The 20,986-nt window shown below is 62.4% G+C and carries 23 protein-coding genes; 12 read left to right on the plus strand and 11 right to left on the minus strand.

Going from position 1 to position 20,986, the window contains the following annotated elements; translation table 11 throughout:
* Nucleotides 1–134: 134 nt before the first annotated feature.
* Complete coding sequence (locus IEX41_RS07675; RefSeq protein WP_188789632.1) at nt 135–740, minus strand: helix-turn-helix domain-containing protein; 606 nt, start codon at nt 738–740, stop codon at nt 135–137.
* A 234-nt stretch (nt 741–974) separates the two neighbouring features.
* Here IEX41_RS07675 and IEX41_RS07680 point away from each other — a divergent pair, with 234 nt between their 5' ends.
* Together IEX41_RS07680 and IEX41_RS07685 are read left to right on the plus strand one after the other, a co-directional pair.
* On the plus strand, nt 975–1,217 hold the full coding sequence (locus tag IEX41_RS07680) for a helix-turn-helix domain-containing protein (RefSeq protein ID WP_188789633.1): 243 nt from the start codon (nt 975–977) through the stop codon (nt 1,215–1,217).
* Between the two features lie 200 nt (nt 1,218–1,417).
* On the plus strand, nt 1,418–1,714 hold the full coding sequence (locus IEX41_RS07685) for a hypothetical protein (RefSeq protein WP_188789634.1): 297 nt from the start codon (nt 1,418–1,420) through the stop codon (nt 1,712–1,714).
* A gap of 109 nt (nt 1,715–1,823) precedes the next feature.
* On the opposite strand, the gene IEX41_RS07690 is transcribed toward IEX41_RS07685, so the two are convergent.
* The 3 genes from IEX41_RS07690 to dctP all read right to left on the minus strand — a co-directional run bounded on the left by IEX41_RS07690 (nt 1,824) and on the right by dctP (nt 4,770).
* Nucleotides 1,824–3,128: a TRAP transporter large permease gene (locus IEX41_RS07690; RefSeq protein ID WP_188789635.1), complete on the minus strand. Its 1,305-nt coding sequence runs from the start codon at nt 3,126–3,128 to the stop codon at nt 1,824–1,826.
* Nucleotides 3,121–3,675 (minus strand): TRAP transporter small permease subunit, encoded by a 555-nt coding sequence (locus IEX41_RS07695; protein ID WP_188789636.1) that lies wholly within the window; start codon nt 3,673–3,675, stop codon nt 3,121–3,123. The genes IEX41_RS07690 and IEX41_RS07695 overlap by 8 nt, the downstream gene beginning before the upstream one ends.
* 72 nt (nt 3,676–3,747) lie before the next feature.
* Nucleotides 3,748–4,770 carry a TRAP transporter substrate-binding protein DctP gene (dctP, locus tag IEX41_RS07700; protein ID WP_188789637.1) on the minus strand — a complete coding sequence of 341 codons (1,023 nt, stop codon included), beginning with the start codon at nt 4,768–4,770 and terminating at the stop codon, nt 3,748–3,750.
* A gap of 404 nt (nt 4,771–5,174) precedes the next feature.
* Here dctP and IEX41_RS07705 point away from each other — a divergent pair, with 404 nt between their 5' ends.
* The 9 genes from IEX41_RS07705 to IEX41_RS07745 all read left to right on the plus strand — a co-directional run bounded on the left by IEX41_RS07705 (nt 5,175) and on the right by IEX41_RS07745 (nt 12,036).
* A complete protein-coding gene (locus IEX41_RS07705) occupies nt 5,175–5,981 on the plus strand; it encodes an N-acyl homoserine lactonase family protein (protein ID WP_229673009.1) in 807 nt (268 codons plus the stop codon).
* Between the two features lie 43 nt (nt 5,982–6,024).
* Nucleotides 6,025–6,351 carry an NIPSNAP family protein gene (locus IEX41_RS07710; protein WP_188789639.1) on the plus strand — a complete coding sequence of 109 codons (327 nt, stop codon included), beginning with the start codon at nt 6,025–6,027 and terminating at the stop codon, nt 6,349–6,351.
* A 51-nt stretch (nt 6,352–6,402) separates the two neighbouring features.
* On the plus strand, nt 6,403–7,281 hold the full coding sequence (locus tag IEX41_RS07715) for an NAD(P)-dependent oxidoreductase (RefSeq protein WP_188789640.1): 879 nt from the start codon (nt 6,403–6,405) through the stop codon (nt 7,279–7,281).
* Nucleotide 7,282: 1 nt separating this feature from the next.
* A complete protein-coding gene (locus IEX41_RS07720) occupies nt 7,283–8,758 on the plus strand; it encodes an aldehyde dehydrogenase family protein (RefSeq protein WP_188789641.1) in 1,476 nt (491 codons plus the stop codon).
* A gap of 4 nt (nt 8,759–8,762) precedes the next feature.
* Complete coding sequence (locus IEX41_RS07725; protein ID WP_188789642.1) at nt 8,763–9,164, plus strand: carboxymuconolactone decarboxylase family protein; 402 nt, start codon at nt 8,763–8,765, stop codon at nt 9,162–9,164.
* A gap of 58 nt (nt 9,165–9,222) precedes the next feature.
* Nucleotides 9,223–10,125, plus strand: a complete 903-nt coding sequence (locus tag IEX41_RS07730; RefSeq protein ID WP_373285618.1) for an NAD(P)-dependent oxidoreductase — start codon at nt 9,223–9,225, stop codon at nt 10,123–10,125.
* An 11-nt stretch (nt 10,126–10,136) separates the two neighbouring features.
* The gene (locus IEX41_RS07735; protein ID WP_188789644.1) at nt 10,137–10,526 is read left to right on the plus strand and encodes a cupin domain-containing protein; all 390 of its coding nucleotides are present in this window, start codon (nt 10,137–10,139) and stop codon (nt 10,524–10,526) included.
* On the plus strand, nt 10,523–11,266 hold the full coding sequence (locus IEX41_RS07740; RefSeq protein WP_188789645.1) for a carboxymuconolactone decarboxylase family protein: 744 nt from the start codon (nt 10,523–10,525) through the stop codon (nt 11,264–11,266). The genes IEX41_RS07735 and IEX41_RS07740 overlap by 4 nt, the downstream gene beginning before the upstream one ends.
* A gap of 80 nt (nt 11,267–11,346) precedes the next feature.
* Nucleotides 11,347–12,036 (plus strand): GntR family transcriptional regulator, encoded by a 690-nt coding sequence (locus IEX41_RS07745; RefSeq protein ID WP_188789646.1) that lies wholly within the window; start codon nt 11,347–11,349, stop codon nt 12,034–12,036.
* A gap of 191 nt (nt 12,037–12,227) precedes the next feature.
* On the opposite strand, the gene IEX41_RS07750 is transcribed toward IEX41_RS07745, so the two are convergent.
* The 3 genes from IEX41_RS07750 to IEX41_RS07760 all read right to left on the minus strand — a co-directional run bounded on the left by IEX41_RS07750 (nt 12,228) and on the right by IEX41_RS07760 (nt 15,241).
* A complete protein-coding gene (locus tag IEX41_RS07750; protein ID WP_229673011.1) occupies nt 12,228–13,730 on the minus strand; it encodes a tripartite tricarboxylate transporter permease in 1,503 nt (500 codons plus the stop codon).
* 2 nt (nt 13,731–13,732) lie between these two features.
* Nucleotides 13,733–14,176, minus strand: a complete 444-nt coding sequence (locus IEX41_RS07755; RefSeq protein ID WP_188789647.1) for a tripartite tricarboxylate transporter TctB family protein — start codon at nt 14,174–14,176, stop codon at nt 13,733–13,735.
* Between the two features lie 90 nt (nt 14,177–14,266).
* Complete coding sequence (locus tag IEX41_RS07760; protein ID WP_188789648.1) at nt 14,267–15,241, minus strand: Bug family tripartite tricarboxylate transporter substrate binding protein; 975 nt, start codon at nt 15,239–15,241, stop codon at nt 14,267–14,269.
* An 814-nt stretch (nt 15,242–16,055) separates the two neighbouring features.
* On the opposite strand from IEX41_RS07760, the gene IEX41_RS07765 reads away from it, so the two are divergent.
* Nucleotides 16,056–17,114 (plus strand): TniQ family protein, encoded by a 1,059-nt coding sequence (locus IEX41_RS07765; RefSeq protein WP_373285620.1) that lies wholly within the window; start codon nt 16,056–16,058, stop codon nt 17,112–17,114.
* A gap of 646 nt (nt 17,115–17,760) precedes the next feature.
* On the opposite strand, the gene IEX41_RS07770 is transcribed toward IEX41_RS07765, so the two are convergent.
* Genes IEX41_RS07770 through IEX41_RS07785 form a run of 4 tightly spaced genes read right to left on the minus strand, consistent with a single transcriptional unit; the run spans nt 17,761 to nt 20,985 of the window.
* Nucleotides 17,761–18,357 (minus strand): ANTAR domain-containing response regulator, encoded by a 597-nt coding sequence (locus tag IEX41_RS07770; RefSeq protein WP_229673021.1) that lies wholly within the window; start codon nt 18,355–18,357, stop codon nt 17,761–17,763.
* Nucleotides 18,354–19,490, minus strand: coding sequence for a transporter substrate-binding domain-containing protein (locus IEX41_RS07775; protein ID WP_188789649.1), 1,137 nt, complete (start codon nt 19,488–19,490; stop codon nt 18,354–18,356). Before IEX41_RS07775 ends, IEX41_RS07770 begins: the two co-directional genes overlap by 4 nt.
* A 6-nt stretch (nt 19,491–19,496) precedes the next feature.
* The gene (locus IEX41_RS07780) at nt 19,497–20,846 is read right to left on the minus strand and encodes an amidase (RefSeq protein ID WP_188789650.1); all 1,350 of its coding nucleotides are present in this window, start codon (nt 20,844–20,846) and stop codon (nt 19,497–19,499) included.
* A complete protein-coding gene (locus IEX41_RS07785; RefSeq protein WP_188789651.1) occupies nt 20,830–20,985 on the minus strand; it encodes a hypothetical protein in 156 nt (51 codons plus the stop codon). The genes IEX41_RS07780 and IEX41_RS07785 overlap by 17 nt, the downstream gene beginning before the upstream one ends.
* Nucleotide 20,986 lies beyond the last annotated feature (1 nt).

A 20,986-nucleotide genomic window follows, 5' to 3' on the forward strand; every position in this document is an offset into this window, starting at 1 on the left:
CGAAGCGGTCATGCGGCTACGCAGAACAACCCGTGATCTTGGCCCGGTATGAATGTCGGCTTTCACCTCTGCTGGGCGATTGGAACGTAGCCGAGGCGAACGACCGCTCCGCGCCCACTGTCCTCTAGCGCCCCTTATGGAGCCCGGCGACCCTTGTGGCCCGTCAGAAGATATCTGGCGACCTTGAGTAGGGGAAGCTCGCCGATGACCGAAAAGAAGAAGAGCGCGATCACGCAGAAGGCTCCGATAAATGCCCAGATCATGCCATTGGTTGCGAAGCCGAGGGAGAGTTCCAGCCCCAGCACGATCTGCATCGCGGCGAAGTACAAAGTCGCGCTGGCAAATGCGCAGGTTCGGACCTTCAGGAGAAGCTGGCCAAGGGGAGAGTAGTTCCGCTCCCTGAACTCCAGCCCTTCTCGCCTGAGCTTCACCCACAAACTTTCCTCTACCCCAGGCTCCGCCGTTGCGCCTAGAGACAGGTCAGCGTCGCGTAGTCCAACCGCAGCGGCCAGTTGGTCGCCGGCAAGGGGGTCGATCTTGAACACCTGAATGATAGCCAGCCGCGCAGCCAGAGGCAGCTCGCGTTCCCCGCGCTCATAGCGGCGTAGGGTGCGGTCCGAGAGCCCGATCGCCGCGGCGAACTGTGCTTGGCTCAGTCCCGTGGACGCACGAATGGCCAAGAGGTTGGCCGCACCAAGCCGCCGAGCGATCGATTCGTGATCTTCCTGTGGCGTGACCAAATCCGCTGATCCGGTGTCTGAGCTGTTTACCCTTATCAGGAACCTTAGCTCGGAATGCTGGTCAGCGGTCAGGAAAACAAGGGCATCGGACCGTTTGGTCCGTGCGGACCAAACGGTCTGGGTGGTTTTTGTTTTACGACAATATCTTGAAAGATTGACTGCTTCGGATGGAGTTCCTTAGCTGGATGATGAGCCCGGCTGTTTTTGCTCTCTCGGAACCAGGAGAACGCCCCGATGCGCACCCCGACAAAAGCGGATTTGGACGCCCACGAGCGTCTCAAGGCGGAACTTCGAATCCGCGGAACGTCACTGGCGCAGATCTCGCGTGAACTTGGTGTGAGTGACTCTGCGCTGACCTTGGTCGGTAAGCGGATGTGTCGGTCTCAGCGCATCGAAGAAGCAATTGCACACGCCGTGGGCATGTCACCGGAAGAATTGTTCCCAATCCACGAAGAGGAAGGGGTGACCATGACCTAGAAAAGCAAAGGACCCGAGGAGTTGACGCTCCTAAGGCCCTTTAGGTGTATCAAGTTGTTGCCCGATACACCTCATTCATGACCCAACTTTCGGCCCCGGTCAAGCGTGCAGAGACTTCTGCGGGCCGGGGCTCCGTGTCTCCATGAAAGAGGACCCCGTTGCACCGGCAGGTATGCCTGTGGTGCCGGGAGCAACAGCTTATGTATGACGAAGATTTTGGGGGGCCGTACGTCCCGCCCGAGCGGACGCGCGCGACTCGCATGTTCCCCGCCCGATCGAGGGCGAGCGCGCGAGGGTTTCTGGTCGCGAAACTGCGTGCCCAGGCCGCCTGGCGGCAGCTGATCTTCGAGAGCCACCTTGAGCGAAAATGTCTCCTGGTGCTGCTCTACCAGCATGCGGTCGTCGACGTCTGGGATCAGACGTTGCGGAAAAGCCATTCCGGAGATGAGAGGATTATTGGCATCTTGGAAGAACAGCAAGTCAGCATTGACGCGTAGAAACTTTGGTTTTCCAACGAGCCGTCAGGGGGGCCGCCTCTTCTGTGGCGAAGCCCCGCTTGACGGCGAGGCCTCTGGCTGACTGGACTGCTGTGCCCCGTGCATGGCCTTACATTTTGGTGGGTAGCCAGAGCACAATCTCTGGGAAGGCAAGAAGCAGTCCGAGCATAACGAAGGCGGTCGCAAGGAAGGGCATGAGCCCCCTGAATATTTGCTCGAGTGTCACGAGGTCTCCGGCGGCGCCTTTAACGACGAAGCAATTCAGGCCGATGGGGGGTGTGACTGCGCCGATCTCGGCCAGGACGATGACGTAAACGCCGAACCAGATGGGGTCGTAGCCGAGGCTCATCATCACCGGGTGGGTGATCGGCAGCGAGATCGCCAGCAGAGACGGGGCGTCCATGAGCATCCCTATCAGCAGGTAGACCAGCGTCACGATGGTCACGACAGCCCAGACATCCAGCCCGCCGTTCACCAGCACGTCCTGGATGAAGACCGACACGCCGCTCAGGGCAAGGAACCGCGCGAAGATCAGTCCGCCGAGGATGATCGCGAAGATCATTGCCGTCAGCACCACCGTTTCGGTCAGGGCCTTGCCCAGCTGGATGCCGCGCGGGCCGCAGCGCAGTATGGCCATGATGAAGGTGGCGAAGGCCCCGACCGCTCCGGATTCCGTGGGCGTGAACACGCCGGCGTAAAGTCCGCCCAGCATGATGAAGATCACCAGCGCCAGCGGACCGATCATGCGCAGCGACCACAGGCGTTCCTTCAGCGTGAACCGCTGGTCGCTGGCCGGCGCCTTGTGCGGCGACATGAGAGCGACGGTCAGCACCGTCGTGGCCAGCAGCGCCGCAAAGATCATCCCAGGCACGATCCCGGCAATCAGGAGCTTGCCGATCGCAGCATTGGTGAGGATCCCGTAAACCACGACCAGCGCGCTTGGCGGGATCAGTACGGCCAACGTGCCGGCGATGGCGATGGAGGCAGCCGCGAAGCCCCGGTCGTAGCCGCGCCGGATCATTTCGGGCAGGGCGAGCCGGGTGAACAGGGTCGCGGTCCCCACGCTGGAGCCGGAGGCGGCGCCGAAGGCGGCAGTGGCGCCGGTGCTGGCCAGCGCAAGCCCGCCAGGCAGGCGGCCGAACCACTTTGAGCATGCTTCGAAGAGATCATCTCCGATGCCGGCGCGGATGGCGAAGAAGCCCATCAGCAGGAACATCGGGATGGCGCTGAAGTGGAAGGCGCTGACGACCGGGTAGATCATCGTGCCCAGCAACGACACCGACGGCACCAAGCCGTTCATGATCATGATGCCGGCAAAGCCGACGGCGATCAGGGCGAGCATGATAGGCGCACCGCAAATGATGATCGCGAAAAGCAGGCCGGTGCCGGCGAAGCCGATAAACAGGTCAGACATTGGCGGCCTCGGGGTCGGCGTTCGCCGAGTCTGTTTCGATGGGAACGAAGCCGGGAACCAGCAGGGCGCCAACCGTCTCAAGCGCGAACTGGATCGCCAGCATGCCGCAGCCAATGCTGACGGCCAGCTTCGACGGCCACAGCGGGAACTGCAGAGCGGCACCCCAGACCATCTCGTTCATCTTGTAGGAGCGGAGCCCGTACTGGAATGTACCGTAGGTGGCGGCTGCGAAGACCAGCGTGCCCAGAAGCATCCAAGTGACATATGCGGCGATCTGCGCGCGCTCGGACATCAATTGCGCCAGCGCGACGGTGCGCACGTGCTCGCGTTTCATCAGGGTAAACCCAAGCGGGAAGGTGATGCACAGGACCAGCAGGGCCTGACTGATCTCCACCGAGGCAGGGATCGGGGCGTTAAACAAGGTTCTCAGCAGCGCGCTCAGCGCGATCAGCCACATGATTGCAAAGGTGGCAGCTCCGGCGATCAGTGCCGCGACAAGGGCAACCTTGCCGTATAGCGCGTAGACGGTATTGAAGGTGCTTGTCATCCGTCGTGACCCTTCTTCCGAGCGAAGGGGAGCAGGGCGTGCGGCCCCGCTCCCGTCCGGTTCCGGTTGCAATTACTTGGTGATGTCATCGATGACGCGCTGTGCGTCTTCCTCGGGCATGCCCGAAGCCATCACGCGCTGTTTCCAGCTGTCGCGGGCGGCCTGCACGCCGGGGTTCGACAGGGTCGCCTCAAGGAACTCCTCATCGGGGAAGTCGATGATCTCGATAAGGCCCTCATCCTGCCAGCGCTGCTTGATGCGGGCTTCCTCGGCCTCGAAGAGCTTGAGCTGGGTTTCGAGCTGGTCATACTTCAGCTCTTCCAGCACTGCCTTCTGGTCGTCCGGCAGGGCGTTGTACTTGTCGAGGTTCATGGAAATGATCTGTCCCCAGTTCGCGCCCAGCGGTACGTCGACGAAGTAGCTGGCGACCTCGTGCAGCTGGAAGGCCTCGACGAAGCCGATGTCAGAGGCCGAGCAGTCCAGAATGTTGTTGCTCATCGCCTCGTACATCTCGACATCGACGAAGCTGACCGGCACGCCACCGAGAGCCTCGACCAGCGCGGGCAGGGCGATGCCGTAGGTTCGGATGCGCTTGCCCTCGAAATCCGCCAGGCTGCGGATCGGCTGGGTGCAGATGAAGCCGTAGTTCGGCAGCGCCCGGACCGTCAGGAGTTTCTGGTTGTAGCGCTCCAGTTCCTCGGAGAAGGCGGGCACTTCCTCGTGCCACTGAAGCCACAGCTCGCCGACCTCGCGCTGGGTCAGTGTATTCGGGGTGAAGAAGGGCAGGGCGTTGTTCACGGGCATCTGCTCAGGGAAGTAGGGCACCACCACATTGCCGATGTCGATCAACCCGGTCTCGATCGCGGTGGGGATCTCGCGGACGGACGCCAGCACACCGCCGAACTGGATGTTGAACTCGAGCTCGCCGTCAGTGCGTTCCGACAGTTCGTCAACCATCCACTCGGACGACTTGGTGAACATATTGCAGCATTGGGGGAAGTGATCGCCCCAGCGCATGGTTTCCGCCTGTGCGGATGTACCGGCCATGCCGGCAAGGAGCGTGGCACCAAGTGCCAGTGATGTGATCTTGAACATGGTTCCTCCCGAAGATTTTGACGGATGCGCCGTCGTCGCAACGCCCCGGTTCTCGCGTTGCCCGCAGTTCCGAAAATCCACGTGTCATGTGGATGTCCCTGGTTTGCGCGAGCCCGATCCGGCCAGAGCGAATGTCTCCTCTAGCAAAACCTGACTCATTGTCGGACAATAAGTCAATATGTTTCTTGTAAATCAGTTTTAGGTTAGCCCGGCTCGGCGGAAGTCAGCCTGCGATCATTTCATAAGTTTATTCGTAAATTCAATGTTTTAGGATGTTCTCCTGCCTGCATGCGAGAAATTAATTTTTTGGCATATTGACGAATTGTCAGACAATGTGCACGTTGTCAGCATGCGCTCTGTCAGGAGGGATTGAGCGTGCTTGTACGACGAGGGAGGGACGGCGTGTGACATCCGACGCCTACGAGATCTACGCGATCAAATACGCAGAACACGAACGGCAGGCGCGGGAGAACTTCGTCGGCGGCGATATCCATGACGGCCCCATGGCGATGGACTACTTCGTCTGGGTGGTGCGGAATGCCGAACGTACCATCATCGTCGACACGGGCTTCGATCAGGCGATGGCCGACAAGCGCAAGCGGCGCATCACCCGCCCCGTCGAAGAAGGCCTCGCGCGCCTCGGCATTAATGCCGCTGCCGTGACCGACGTGGCGTTGACTCACCTGCACTACGATCACGCCGGCAACCATCATCTCTTCCCTGATGCGGCCTTTCACGTCCAGGAGCAGGAAATGGCGTTCTGCACCGGGCGCTGCATGTGCCACCCGGAGCTCAACCACCCCTACGCGGTCGAGGACGTGAAGCAGATGATCGACCGGCTCTTTGCCGGCCGCATCCGCTTTCGCACCCCCGAGGACGAACTGGCGCCCGGGATCACGCTTCACCGCGTCGGAGGGCATTCCGACGGGCTGCAGATCCTGCGCGTCAAGACCGCGCGCGGCTGGGTCGTGCTGGCCTCGGACGCGGCGCACTACTTTGAGAACCTGGACAAGAAGCTGCCCTACCCGGTGGTCTACAACGTCGGCGACATGATCGAGGGCTATGCTCGGGTGCGGGCCCTGTCCGAGTCTCCGAACCATATCATCCCCGGACACGACCCGGCGGTTCTGTCACTCTATCCGCCGGCGTTCGACGACACCGAAGGGTGGATCGCAAGGCTCGATCTGCCCCAGCGCCCGGCCACTTCCTGACATCACTTGGATCCCCGCGATCCGCAAAGAAAGGACTTCTTCCATGATCGTTGAAATGCGCGTCTACTACTGTGAACCCACCCGTCTGCCTGCGCTGCTCGACCGGTTCCGCAACATCACCCTCGGCTTCTTCGATCACTACGGGATCGAGCAGATCGGCTTCTGGACGACGTTGGTCGGCGCGGACAACCACAGCCTGACCTACCTGCTGAAGTGGGACAGCATGGCCCAGCGGGAGCAGGTCTGGAACGCGTTTCAGGCGGATGAGGACTGGATCCGCCGCCGGGGCGAGACCGAGGCAGAGCGCCCGATCGTCACCCGTGTAGAGAACAGCTTCCTCGCCCCGACCGACTTCTCGGCGCTGCGCTGAGCGATCCGAACCGGTCCCCCTGAAGAGCCGACAACGCAAGGAAACTCAAGAATGCCCAGTCAGACGATCGCATTCATAGGTCTCGGGATGATGGGTGCACCCATGGCCCGTTGCCTGAATCGCGCCGGATACAAGCTTTTGCTGAGCGACATGGACAAGGAGCGCACCGACGCGCTCTGCAAGGAGATGGGCGCGCTTCCGCTCGATGCGTCTAGCACTGGCGAGGCGGATGTCCTCATTACGATGCTGCCGAACTCCGACATCGTCGAGGCCGTGCTCCTGACGCAGGGTCTTGCCGACCAGATGAAGCCCGGGGCAACGGTCATCGACATGAGCTCCTCGGTGCCGACCCGCTCGCGCGCGCTCGGCGCAACGCTTGGACAGAAGGGTCTCGGCTATCTCGATGCACCTGTCTCCGGTGGCGTGAAGAAAGCCGAAGAGGGGACCCTGGCGATCCTCGTCGGTGGCCCCGAAGAGCTGAAGGCGCGCTGGCAGGGGGTTCTTGACGCCATGGGCGGCTCGATCCTGCACATCGGCGAGGCCGGCTCGGGACACGCGGCGAAGGCGTTGAACAACTACGTTTCCGCCAGCGGGCTGATGGCGACGGTTGAGGCGCTGCATGTGGCGAGGCGCTTCGGCATTGATCCGGAGGTGATGACCGGTGTGCTCAACGCGTCGTCCGGTCGGTCCAACACGTCCGAAAACAAGGTTGCCCAGTTCATGCTGAGCGGCAGCTTCGGCTCAGGTTTCGCCCTCAAGCTCATGGACAAGGATCTGGGGATCGCAGCCGATCTGGCGCGGGATCTGTCCTATGATCTCAAGCTTGGACAGCACGGCATCGCGCTGTGGCACGGTATCGCGCAACGCCCCGAGGTGACTGTGGGCACCGATCACACCGAGATGTACAAGCTGATGGATCCGGATGCCTGACATGACTTTTCCAGACCTGACGAAATTCTACATAGACGGCGCTTGGGTCGAGCCGGCGAAGACCGCGACCTTCGCCCTGATCGACCCGGCCACCGAGGAAGAGTTCGGCCAGCTTGCCATTGGCAGCGCCGAGGACGTGGACCGTGCCGTGCGCGCCGCCCACCGTGCCCTGCCCGCCTTTCGCGACAGCGACCCGGCGGAGCGTGTCGCGCTGCTGCGGCGTGCGCTGAAGCTTTACGAGGAGCGCAGCGAAAGCTTCGCCGAGGCCATGCGCCAAGAGATGGGCTCGCCCATCACCTTCTCGCGGCAGGGACAGGTTCCGCGGGGACCGCTGCACATCAACGCGCTGCTAGAGGTGATGGAGACCTTCGCCTTCGAGAAGGATCGCGGCACGACCCGGCTGCGCCACGAGGCGGTGGGCGTCTGCGGCCTGATCACCCCGTGGAACTGGCCAATTAACCAGGTCGTGGTCAAGGTGGCCCCGGCGTTGGCGGCGGGCTGCACGATGGTACTCAAGCCCAGCGAGTTCTCGGCCACCAGCGCGCTGCTCTTCGCGCAGGTGCTGCATGACGCGGGTGTGCCCGCCGGGGTGTTCAACCTTGTGAACGGCGACGGGCCCAATGTGGGCGCGGCGATCGCGTCGCATCCGCTGGTGGACATGGTGTCCTTCACCGGCTCGACCGGGGCGGGCATCCGCGTGGCCGAGGCGGCGGCGCCCACGGTCAAGCGCGTCGCGCAAGAACTCGGTGGCAAGTTGGCCAACATCCTGCTGGAGGACGCGGACTTCGCCACTGCCGTGCCCAAGGGCGTGGCCGCCTGCTTCACCAATTCGGGTCAGTCCTGCTCGATCCCGACGCGGATGATTGTGCCCCGCAGCCGCCTCGACGAGGTGGTCGGGCTGGCGGTGGCGCGGGCTCAGCAGATCCGTCTGGGGCCGACCACCGATCCCAAGACCGACCTTGGCCCGCTGGTCAACCGCGCGCAGTTCGATCGCGTGCGGCGCCTGATCCAGTCCGGCATTGACGAGGGCGCGACGCTCTGTTGCGGCGGTCCGAACCGTCCCGAGGGGCTGGAGCGCGGGTTTTACGTTCGTCCGACGATCTTCACCGGCGTGACCCCGGAGATGACCATCGCCCGCGAGGAGATTTTCGGTCCGGTGCTCTCGATCCTGAGTTACGAGGACGAGGACGAGGCGGTCGCCCTGGCCAACAGCTCTGACTACGGGCTTGCCGCCTACGTCCAGTCGGCAAGCCAGGAGCGCGCGCAGGCGGTGGCCCGGCGGCTGGTAGGCGGACAGGTCCACATCAACTATCCGCCGGCAGATTTCCACGCCCCCTTCGGCGGATTCCGCCAGTCCGGAAACGGGCGCGAATGGGGCGAGGCCGGTCTGCACGAGTATCTCGAGGTCAAGGCGATGATCGGCTACCGGCCTGCGACCGCGCAGCAAACTCCCGAACAGAAGAAAATACGAGGTTGATGAAATGACTGACGAGAGCGAAATGTTCCACAAGGGGTTCGACAACCGCAAGGCAGTGCTGGGAGCCGGTCACGTCGAGAGATCCTGGGCGGGCGCCGATGACTTTAACCGGCCGGTCCAGCGCATGGTCACCGAGTTCTGCTGGGGCGAAGTCTGGGGCGACGACCGCCTTTCGTTCAAGACCCGCAGTATGCTCAACATCGCCATGCTCACGGCCATGAACCAGCATCACGAGCTTTCGGTGCATGTGAAGGGCGCGCTCAACAATGGCGTGTCGCGCAGCGAAATCCAGAGCGTGCTGTTGCAGGCGCTGGTCTACTGCGGCGCGCCGGCGACGCTGGCTGCCTTCCGCACCGCCACTGCCGCTATGGCGGAATGGGATGCCGCGCAGGCCGAAAGCGCCTGAGCGTGGTCTCCCATGCTTTGCGGGCCGGCAGCGGCCCGCGTTCCACGACAAACCCGGGATGACACACATGAGTGAATCAACAATCGGCTTCATCGGCCTTGGCAACATGGGCGGGCGCATGGCGCGCTGCCTCGTCGACGCGGGCACCCCGGTCTTGGGCTTCGATCCTAATGAGGAGGCGGTGCGGGCCTGCGGCGCGAATGTTTCGCCTTCGGTGGCGGAGGTCACGAAGGGCTGCGAGATCGTTCTGATGTCTCTGCCCGACAGCAACGTGGTCGAGAAGGTGGTCGAGGGCAACGATGGGGTTCTTGCCCATGTCCGCAAGGGCCAGATTGTCGTCGACCTCAGCACCGCCTCGGCCAGTTCCACCCGGCGCCTTGCGGGGCTGATGGCCGAAAAGGGTGTCGATTACGTCGATGCCGGGATTTCGGGCGGGGCCGCTGCCGCCGAGAAGGGCGCGCTGACCCTTATGGTGGGCGGCACCGAAGACGCGCTGTCGCGGCTTGCGCCCGTGTTCGCGGCGATCGCCAGCAAGGTCGTCCACATGGGGCAGAGCGGCGCCGGTCACACCACCAAGCTGCTGAACAACTTCCTGAACGCCGTGAGCCTTGCAGCCACGGCCGAGGTCATGGTGGCGGGCCGCAAGGCGGATCTGAACCTGCACCAGCTGCTCGACGTTTTGAACGCCTCGAGCGGGGTGAACTTCGCCACGCTGAACCGCTTCCCCAAGATCGTGGATGGCGACTATCTTGAAGGCGGCCTGACCTCGAAACTCATGACCAAGGATGTCGTGCTCTATGCCGACCTGTTGCACGAGCTGGGCGTGACCTCGCTCAACACCGCGGGTCCGATGGCCAGCTTTGGTCTGGCGACCGCGCTTGGCTATGGCGATGTAATTTCCAACCGTGTGGTGGATGCCATCGGAGATGTCTCCGGCGGCGTGCGCCTGCACCAATCTTGAGGAGCCCGATCATGCAGATCTTTCCCGGACGCCAAGAGGGCGCGGCATCCCAGCAGCGCAACGCCACCTTCACCGGTGATGTCTGGGCCGATCCGGTCATGCCCACGACCGACGGCAACACCATCAACAACGTGTTCTTTCCGCCCAACTGCCGCACCGACTGGCACACGCATGAACATGGCCAGATCCTGCAGGTGCTTGCAGGCGAGGGCTGGATCTGCCGCGAGGGCGACGCTGCGCAGAAAATCCGCGCCGGTGACACGGTCTGGATCCCTGCGGACGAGAACCATTGGCACGGGGCCACTGCCGACACATACATGATCCACACCGCGATCTCGCTCGGGAAATCCTCCTGGGCCGACAAGGTGACCGCCGAGCAGTTCGCCGAGGCCACGAAATGATCGACGTTGCAGCGCTGCGCCGCAAGATCGAGGACGACCTCGGCTTCTGGGATAAGGAGCAGGAGGCGATGGCAGAGTTGTCGCCCGGCTTCCTCGGGGTCTGGCACCGCATGGCGATGGTGCCGGTGCGCAAGAACCATCTCGGCGCGAAGAACCGTGCGCTGATCGGCCTGGCGGCCTCGGCCGCCGCCACCCATCTCTACACGCCGGGCGTGCGGCGCCACGCCCGCGCCGCCATCGACGCCGGGGCCACCCCCGAGGAACTCTCCGAGGTGCTAGCGCTGACAGCCACGCTTGGCATCCACGCGTGCAACATCGGGGTGCCCCTACTGCTGGAGGTGCTGGAAGAGACCGGCGCCCGCACCGGCCCCGAACCGCTTAGCGAACATCAGGAACGGCTGAAGGCCGATTTCACCCGTGACCGGGGCTACTGGCACAGTTTCTGGGACGGAATCCTCGAACTCGATCCCGAGCTGTTCGAAGGCTACCTCGATTTCTCCGCCTATCCCTGGCGCGAGGGGGTGCTGGAGCCCAAGATGAAGGAGTTCGTCTATTGCGCGTTCGATGCCGCCGCGACACACCTGTACGTGCCAGGGCTGCGGATGCACATGAAAAACGCGCTTGGCTACGGGGCGACGAAAGAGGAGCTCATGGAGGTCCTGGAAATCGTCAACCTGATAGGGATGCATGGCGCGGAGCTGGCAGCGCCCATCGTCGCTGAAGAGCTTCGCCGCGTCTGACGGAACTCGAGTTGCGCTTTGTCGGCTTGTTCATCGTGGTGGTATAATATAATCATATTGCCAGACAAAATTGGTAGAGCATGGCTAAGTTAGGCGTAATTCATCCGGACACCCTGCGTCAGCGCGTCGAGGGCGCGTTGCGTAACGCGATCACCACGGGCGTCTATCGCCCGGGTGAACGTCTCGTGGAACGAGAACTTTGCGAAGAGCTGGGCGTCAGTCGGGCCTCGGTCCGCGAAGCGCTGCGCAAGCTCGAGGCAGAGAAGCTGGTCAACATCGTGCCCCATCGAGGGCCGGTGGTGGCGACGATTTCGCTGGAGGACGCCCGGCAACTCTACGAACTGCGGAGCCTTCTGGAGGGCTTCGCTGCCAACGGGTTCGTGGGGCGGGCATCGGACGAGCAGATTGCCGATTGCGAAGCTGCCGCGGCCGATCTGCGCCGCGCTGCCGAGGGGCAGGACCAGAATGGCGTCCTGCAGGCCAAGGCACGGCTCTACGACACCATTCTGGGAAATTGCGGCAACACCCACGTCTGGGAGATCCTCCGGGGGCTTCATTCGCGGATCAACCTCCTGCGTGCGACTTCACTGATGGACGAGGAGCGCCTGCCCAAGAGCCTCGCCGAGATTGACAGCCTGATCCAGTCCTTCAAGGATCGTGATGCGAAGAAGGCGGAAGAAATCTCCCGGCTGCACGTCCGCAATGCCTCGAAGGTCGCGTTCGGGTACCTCGCGGCACAGGAGGCCGAGGCAGGGGCTGCAAAGGCCTGACGCGCCGTCTACCGCGCATCTGATGGAACCTGAGACTTGGGAAAGGCCCGCCGCGATTGTTCGCTGCGGGCCTTCGTCTGTGCGAGGCGCGCAGGCCGCTCGTCCGGATGCGTTTTTCTGGTCCTGAAAATGAAACGGCGGGGGCCGGTTTCAGCCCCCGCCCTTGCCCGTGTCCTGCTGGTTGCCCGGCATCAGGTGGGTCGATCGGCATCGGTCTTGCGCCTGCGCCGCAGACCCTGCCACACGGTCCAAAGCAACAGGACAAGCGAGATCCCCAGCACCCCGGCTGCGATAGGGCGGTCGATGAAGATCCCGAAGTCTCCGCGCGAGATGACGAGAGCGCGGCGGAAATTCTCTTCCAGCAGGGGGCCAAGAACGAAGCCCAGCAGCAACGTTGCCGGCTCGAAGTCGAGCAGACGCATGCCGTATCCCAGCAAGCCCAGGCCGAGCACCAGAAACACGTCGAACACCGAGCGATCAAGGCTGTAGACCCCGACGCAGATCAGAGTGATGATCGCGGGATAGAGGTAGCGATAGGGGATCTGGAGCAATGCGACCCAGATGCGGATCAGTGGGATGTTCAGGACCAGCAGCAGCAGGTTCCCGATCCAGAAGCTGACGATCAGACCCCAGAACAGGTCGGGCTGCGCCGTCATGAGCGATGGGCCCGGGGTGATGCCGTGGATCATGAATGCACCCAGGATCAGTGCCATGCTCGCGGTCCCCGGAATGCCCAGCGTCAATGTGGGGATGAAAGCCGTGATCGCGGCGGCGTTGTTCGACGATTCAGGGGCTGCGATCCCTTCGACCGCGCCTTTTCCAAACCGCTCCGGGGTCTTGGAAAATTGCTTTTCGAAAGAGTAGCTGATGAACGAAGCGACAGTTGCGCCGGTGCCGGGAAGCGCCCCGAAGAAGCTGCCGAAGGACGCGCCTCGCAGGATCGGGGTCGTGGTGGCCCGCATCTCCTTGGCCGTGGGCAGCATGTCCCTCATGGAGAACTTCGGCACCGGTGCCCGCTTGCCTCCGTGCCGGACCGAAGCGATGATTTCGGCCACGCCGAACAGGCCCATCGCCAGGGCCACGATGCTGATCCCGTCGAAAAGCTCGTCCACGCCAAGTGTGAAGCGCGAGACGCCGGTGCTGATATCCATGCCCACCGTGCCCAGGCCCAGTCCGACGAGGACCATGGCCAGTCCCTTTAGGCGCGACCCTTGGGAAATGGTCGAGGCCGCGATCAGCCCAAGCACCATCAGCGCGAAATACTCGGGCGCACTGAAGTTCAGCGCAACTGTCACAAAGACGGGCCCCGCCACGGTCAGCAGCACGATGCCGATCGTGCCGCCGATGAAGGAGGCAATCGCCGTGATGAAGAGCGCCACGCCGGCGCGCTTCTGCTGGGCCATCGGGTAGCCGTCGAGGCAGGCCACCGCCGACGAGGTCGTGCCCGGAAGGTTGAGCAGAATGGCGGAGATCGAGCCGCCGTATTCGGCACCGTAGAAGATCCCGGCGAGCATGACGATGGCGGTGAGGGGTTCGAGGTAATAGGTGATGGGCAGCAGGAGCGAGATCGCGGCAAGTGCGCCGACCCCGGGAAGCACGCCGATGAACGTGCCCAGAAAGACCCCTGCGAAACACCACATGAGGTTCTGTACGGTGGCGGCGGCGGCAAAGCCGATGGCGAGGTTCTCGAGCATGGTCAGTTCCAGGGTGCTGTGACGGCGGGCATGCGGATGCCAAGGCCCAGGTCGAAGACAAGCCAGACGAAAAGCGCGATCCCCAGTCCCACGCCGAGCGAGGGCAGGGCTTTAAAGCCGGTGTCACCGAGAGCCGCTGCGACCGTGCAGGCAATGGCGGCGGCGATGTATCCGAAGGGCTGCACGAGCAGGCCAAAAAGCAGCACAGCCGCGAGGATCGTTCCAGCGGGGCGCCAAGCGATCTGTTCCGGCTGCGTGCTACGGTCGAAAAGCGCGATCAGCGCCGCAACCAGAAGCAGGGCATAACCGACCAGGCGGGGAAAATAGCCCGGCCCCATGGCCGACGCGGTTCCCATCTTGAGGTTTGGCTGCGCGAAGACCAGAAAGAGGCCGATGGCCCCGACAAGTCCCGCGGCAAGCATTCCTCCGAGCAGGTCTCTGGACATAAACATTCTCCTGTCAGTGTCCACGTGCCCGCCCGGCGCGGGGAGAGGGCGCGCGCCGGGCGGGGTAAGGCCGTGGATCGGGGGCTTGGCTTACTGGCCGTCGTTGAAATCTTCGAGGACCGAAATCCAGCGTTCGACTTCGCGCTTGATACGATTGCCAAGCGCCTCGGAGCCACGGTCATTGGCTGCCGGGGTCTGGATAGCGCGCTCGCTGAAGGCCGTCTGCACTGTCTCGCTGTCGAGCGCGGCGTCCAGCGCCGCCTCCAGCGTGCCGAGAACCTCTTCAGGCACGCCCGCCGGTGCGACCAGGGCATTCCAGACCACCATGTCGAATTCCGGCAGACCCGCTTCGGCAAAGGTCGGTACGTCCGGCAGCTGTTCGATGCGCTCGTCGCCCGAGATGGCCACGGCTGTGGCCTGGCCATCGTTGTGGACGGGGATCATCAGGACGGTTTGGTCCATCTGCGCGTCCATGACGCCTGCGATCAGGTCATTCAATGCCGGACCCGCGCCCTGATAGGCCACGAGCTGTGCCTCAAGATCGGTCACGTCCAGCAGAAAGGACGGGGCGAGCCAGCCGGTGGAGCCGGGGCCCGAGGTGCCGAAGTTCGCAGCGCCGGGATTCTCGCCCATGTAGTCGAGGAAGTCCTGGAGGGTTTTCATGCCGCCCCGGTTGCTCACCGAGAGCACCATCGGGACATTCGCGACATTGCCGATCGGCGCGAAGTCGGTCAGCGGGTCAAAGCCGAGGTTCTCGTGGACGGCCACGTTCGCGGCAAGGTGCCCCATGTTGCCGAAGCCGAGCGTGTAGCCGTCGGCGTCAGAGGTTGCGACGCGGCGCATGCCGATGGTGGCGCCGGCCCCCGGGACATTCTCGATGACGATGTCGGCGTCCATTTCCCGCGCCATCGCGTCGCCGATCAGACGGGCGAGGTAGTCCGTGCTTCCGCCGGGCGAGGCACCCACGATGATGGTGATTGGCTGCTCGGGATACGAGTCCTGTGCCCATGCGGGCCCGGTGAGGCCGGTGGCAATCGCTATGGCTGCGACGAGTGCGGTCTTCATGATGTCCTCCTTGGAAGTTGTGGCGGGACGGGCGTGTCTCTGACGGCGTTCGCCCGGTCAGGATGCGACTGTGCGCGAAATGCCCGATGCGGCGTACTCCTCCAAAGTACCGATCGGATGTCCCTCCGCAGGACTTTTGACATATTGTGAGACAATCCGTCAATAAGCCTGATGTGTTGTGTCTCCAGGCAATGGTCGACGCAGGGCCCGACCGCAGCGCCGGCAAGCGAATCGAACTGCTCGTCAAATAGCGCGCTGCAAGTCCTGGCTGAGGCGATCCGCACGCGGCCTGGCAGGGAAGAGCAGAAAGGTCCGCCCCTTGGTCGTCCACTGCTCCCAGGATGAAGGCCCGTTTCATCTGTCTTGGTTACTCGAAAGGAAGCTCGACCTACGGCTGGCTGCAGACATGTGCCACGCTCACCAAAAGCGGCTCGCCGCCCAACGGCGTTCCTTGGGTCAAAAATGCTTAGCATTTGGCTCGGGAATGCTTGGCACAGCATGGGTGGGCGACCAAGCTTTTAAGGCTGTGTCGCTCGACTAGAGTCGCTTTAGCATGACATTCGACATTCAAAAGGCCTCGACGCGAAAGCGTCGGGGCCTTTTCATTTCGCGGTGTGGGGTTTCTGGAAAGACCGACTTTCATGTCAGATGCCCGACCGCGCAGACGGAACGTCCAGAACACGGAGTGGCGTTGCCCGTTGAGCCCGCGATCGTAGGGTCAGGACAATCCTGCCATTGTCTGATCTCGGAGGTCTTGTTTGGGCAAAAGCCTCCCTGCCTCCCCTGAAATACCTTTCCTCAGTTGCCGCTGACTGTGCGGCATGCGGCGTTCGAGCCGGCATCGTCCTTGTTGCCCCGACCCGCGGCGAGGGGAGGCGCAAGCCGCATGCAGCGCTTCTTCGGCGACATTGCCTTTCCGATCGATCCCTTGTTCCGGGGGGAGAAGGTCGCGATAGGGCAATTGGCGCAGCTGGCCGGGTGCGATGCGGCTGCGTTGGAGCGGGTGTCTGTCTGCCATCTTGGTAAAGGGCATTTCCGACTGCGAGACGAGTTTGCCTCCCGCCAGAGCTTTCAACGCTTGCGGGTCCGTGTCTGTCCCGAGTGTGTAAGGGCGGAGTCGCCGTCTGCAGCTGAATCGTGGCGTGTACCGCGCCGCCTGCAGTGGAAATTCTCATCGATCAGAAGCTGCCCCGAGCACGGCTGCATGCTGGTGAACCTTCCGCCAGAGAGATTTAGCAAAGATGCCAGGGGTTTCTCGGCGCAGCTTCGGAAGCACTACGGATGGGGCGTGGATCATCCGATGATCAACGCAGGACTCAGCCCTTTCGAGCAGTACCTCACCGACTGCATCCTGAAAGGGCGGGGCGATCGATGGACCGACCGTCTCGAGCTCAATGTGGTGTCGCGCGCATGCGAGGTGCTGGGGCTGCGGATCACCAAGGGACCAGACGCCTCGCTGACGGGGCACAGCGAGGCCGACTGGAGGAGTTTCGGCGCCTCAGGCTACGACGTGCTGAAGAGCGGCCCTGTGGCTCTCTCAGGCTGCCTCGCGGCGATGGCGCGTGAGGAGGGCGTGGATGGGCGTTTCTTCGGTCGGCTTTTCGGTCCTTGGACCACATGGCTGAAGAGCCGGCGTCTCGGTGACGAGTTTGAACCCCTGCGTGACGTCGTGCGGCGGCACGTCTTCGACCATTTCTCGGTCAGAAGAGGAGTGCTGGTGCTTGGGGTGCCGTCGGAGGGAAAGGCTGCGTTGAACGCGCAGAAGCCATTTCCGCTCAAGAGCTTTGCCAAACGCAACGCAGAGGGCTTGGTGCGCCGCGGCCTCGCAAAGCGTCAGGCGCTGATGGCAGTATCGTTCCGATGGGCTTCGTGACGCAGCGAATGCTTGTGGCATACGAGCGCAAAAAGAAGTTCTTCCCGGTCATTAAGGGCTCTGGTGCAAGAGTGCCTGTCAAGGCGCATGGTGCCGACGCTGGAGAAGCGGCGGGTGACGCCCATCTCCAGCAGCGCCGTCGCACAGGAGCTACACGTCACCACAAAGACGGTGGGGTACCTCCTTGAAAACGGATTGCTGCACGATGCGGATGCTTCAGAACGCTACCGTCGATGGGGGACCGTGGTTACTGCTGGTAGTCTGTTCAGTTCCAAGGAACCTTCGTGTTCTTGGGCGAGCTTGCCGACGTCGCTCAGCGCGCAGGCATATCATCTACAATGCCTCCGTTGAGGTCCAGAAAGGGCTTGTAGCAGATCTGCAGCGGCGCGGCAGGCGCCTCGCTCTGGCGCGCCGGGGCTGTAGTCGCTCTCGGCCCTTTCCAGACGTTTGCGATGATGCTGGACGCTGCTGTGCGGCTTCACCGAAGCGGTCGTTCAGGCCACGGCGCTGCATGTACGACGGGCCGAGGTCCGCTCAACGGGATAAGGCGGGCTTTCGCCGTGCACGGTGAAGCGTCCGGTTTCGGAGGCTTTTGGCCGGACTTCTTGCCGAAAAACTGACAGGTGCGGCTTTTTGCGATTTCACCTCAAACATCATCGGAGGCAATTACAGCGTCGGCAATATCTGCAATAGTTGCGTTGTCCTTCATCGCCTTGTCTCGGATCCGTTTGTAAGCCCGTTCTTCAGTAATGCCGTGTCGTTTAGAAAGTATAGCGACTGCCTTTTCGATACGCCTCCGGGCCCTCAACGTTTCATCCAGAGACCTGATCCTTTGCTGAAGCCGGGCTTCGTGCTGAGTAAGGCTTACGGCATTGGTCAGGGCGGCGAGCACACCGAAGATCCGAATGGGTTTCGATAGAACCGCGTGAACATGAAGACGTTCAAGGGCAGTCAGGATTTCCGGCGTTTCATAGGAAATGATTGCAATGCGGGTGATATTCGAGCTCTCGGCCATCCATTGCACGGTGCCGTCAGTCTGGTTGCGGAGCAAAAGAAAGAGAACAACATCGACTTCGCGGGGCAGTGTGTCCGGCGGGGATGCGAGCTTTTCGGTCTGACAGCCGATCCTTCGGAGTTGCGCCAACAGGATGCGGCGATCCTCGTCGTCGGGATGGATGACCAATACCCGTTTCTGGCGCAACCTCCGCAGGAGATTTTGATCGTTGGTGCCGGAAATGCTCATGCACTTTCCAACTCGCCAATCGACCGGTCGTAGGTCACCAGATAGGGGTCAGGACGGACGCTTTGCGCGCTGCTCCATACGATGTCGAACTCTCCACTTCGGGTCGATCTGCCGACCTGCGGGCGCATCGTGAAGTGGTTTGTTTCCAAATCGACCGACAGGTCGCCGCCCGGTGCCTTGAAGACGGCACCGGAGAGCGCGGACATCAGGCTGTCGGTGTCGAACTGACCGGCAACCCGCGCGGCATCGGCGAAGAAGTGAACCAGGGCATAAGTGGTTTCGGCATAGACGCTTGGAATCTGGTCCGCTCCGAAACGCTCATGAAACTTGGCGACAAACCGGCTGTTTGCCTCCCGGTCGGTCGTGCTGAAGTACGGTGACACCGTGATGTGTCCCGCGCGGGCCGCTTCGGGCATCTGTTGGAGTTCGGCTTCTGTGGTTGTCAGCGAGGCGATAGGGGCTTTCTTGTCCGGCTCATCCAACTCCGCATAGGCGGAGTAAAGAGTGACGCTTTCCTCACCAACCACTGTCGACAGTATGACATCGGGTCGCGCCGCTGCGGTTTCGCGCAGTTTGGCCGCCGCCAGTTCCGCATCGGTCCCGAATGGTACATAGATTTCGCAGACGATCTCACCGTCGCTTTCCGCGACGAACGCACCCACGATGCGGTTGATTTCCCGCGCATAGTGGGTGTCCGTGCCGATCAGGGCGATGCGTTTCCCATGCTCAGCATAGATGTGCTGCATCAGCGGCAGAACGAGCTGATTGGGCACGGCTCCGCCATAGATGACGTTTGGGGAATACTCGAATCCTTCGTAGACGGAAGGGTAGAAAAGTAATCCGTTGAAGCGCTCGACAACCGGCAGAACCCGCTTTCGGCTGGCCGACAGGCAGCAGCCAAAAATCACATTCACACCCTGATTGACGAGTAGCGCTGTGGCGAGCTGCGCACAGCGCTGATCGTTGCCTTGCGGGTCCAGAATGACGGGGTAGATCTGACGGCCCGCAACCCCGCCGCCTTCGTTGATTTCCTCGATTGCCAGCAGGGTTCCCTTCAGAAGCGCCTCTTCCGTCACTTTCATTGGTCCGGACTGCGAGAACAGAACGCCAACCCTGATTTTCTGCTCATCCATTTACCGTTACCTGTCCCTGTCGAATTGATTTGCGATATTCAGAAGGCGTTCGTCGCTTCCGGGCCGCCCCATGAGCATCATACCGATTGGCAGACCATTTGTGGAGGTGTCCACCGGTAGGCTGATGCAGGGCAAACCGGCAAGGTTTCCCGGCCAACAGAACCATGTCATGCTGTCCTGGGTGGTAACATCGCGCCCGCCAAAGCGTTGCCTGTCTTGCCCGTGTCGCGGTGCAGGCACGGGGAGGGTTGGAAGCACGAGGGCGTCCCAGCCCCCCAGATCGTTCAGCAACAGCTCGATAAACCGCCCGCGCAGTTTCTGGGCATGCATGGCTTCGGTGGCCGTGATCTGCCGCCCGGCTTCGAGATGCGCGCGCGTGACAGATGTGAACGCGGCAGGCTCATCCGCCAAGAGTTTCTGGTGATACGACGCCGCCTCCACATGCAGGATCGCTTCCCACGCGGCGAAGAAGCTTTGCACATTTGGAATTTCAGCGTCCTCCACAGACGCTTCCCCGCCCTCCAGAGCCTTCCGCACCGCCAGATCGACCTCTTCCGAGCGTTCCAGTCCCTTCCCCACAAGATTCAGAAGCCGGGGCGTGGCGGGAGCCGATTGTTCCTTGAACGGTTTCGCTTGGGCGGTGGAGGCATCGTTTGGATCGACCCCCAGAAAATACGGGAGCAGAAGCGCGATGTCATTGAGACTGCGTGCAATCGGGCCGGGCGCATCCAGCGACCAACTGAGCGGCAGCACGCCATGTCGTGACGCCCGGCCATAAGTCGGCTTGAAACCGTATGCGCCGCAGGCCCCGCTGGGGATGCGGACGGACCCGCCGGTGTCACTTCCCAGAGCGGCACCGACAATTCCGGCAGCGACGGCTGCTGCCGATCCGCCGCTGCTGCCGCCTGTGATATGGTCGGTATTGTGCGGATTGCGTGTCGGTCCGATGCTGGAAGTCGTGTTTGTTGCCCCAAAAGCCCATTCGTGCATGTTCGTTTTGCCGAAGATGATGGCACCTGCGGCGCGTAGGTTTGCCACGACAGTCGCATCGACACCGGTCGCAGCACGCGGGAGCGCTTTGGAACAGGCCGTGGTCGGAAAATCCCGCGTGAGGTAATTGTCCTTGATCGCGATAGGGATGCCGTCGATAGGGCTGAGGGCTTTTCCGGCAGCCCGGCGCGCGTCCGATTCCTTGGCCTGATCCAGCACAACGTCAGGGTCCAGAGAAACGAAAGCGTTGAGGTCAGCCCTCTCCTGGGCCCGTCTCAAGGCCGTTCTGGTCAGATCGCCGGATGTTGTCGATCCTTTTGCGAGCGCGTCGGCCTGGGAAGTAACGGTCTCAGGGTTTGGGGACATTGAAACTCTCCGGATGAAAAACGTGGGCGGGCTCGGCAGAGGGCGGTTGAGGCATCGCAGCCAATCCGCCGCGGATGCGCGCCAGCGTCGCCTTGATGCGTTTTTGCTGATCCTCGGTCAGTTGTTCGGGCCTGCTCATG

It is taken from the genome of Salipiger pallidus (assembly GCF_014643635.1).
Classification (GTDB): domain Bacteria; phylum Pseudomonadota; class Alphaproteobacteria; order Rhodobacterales; family Rhodobacteraceae; genus Salipiger; species Salipiger pallidus.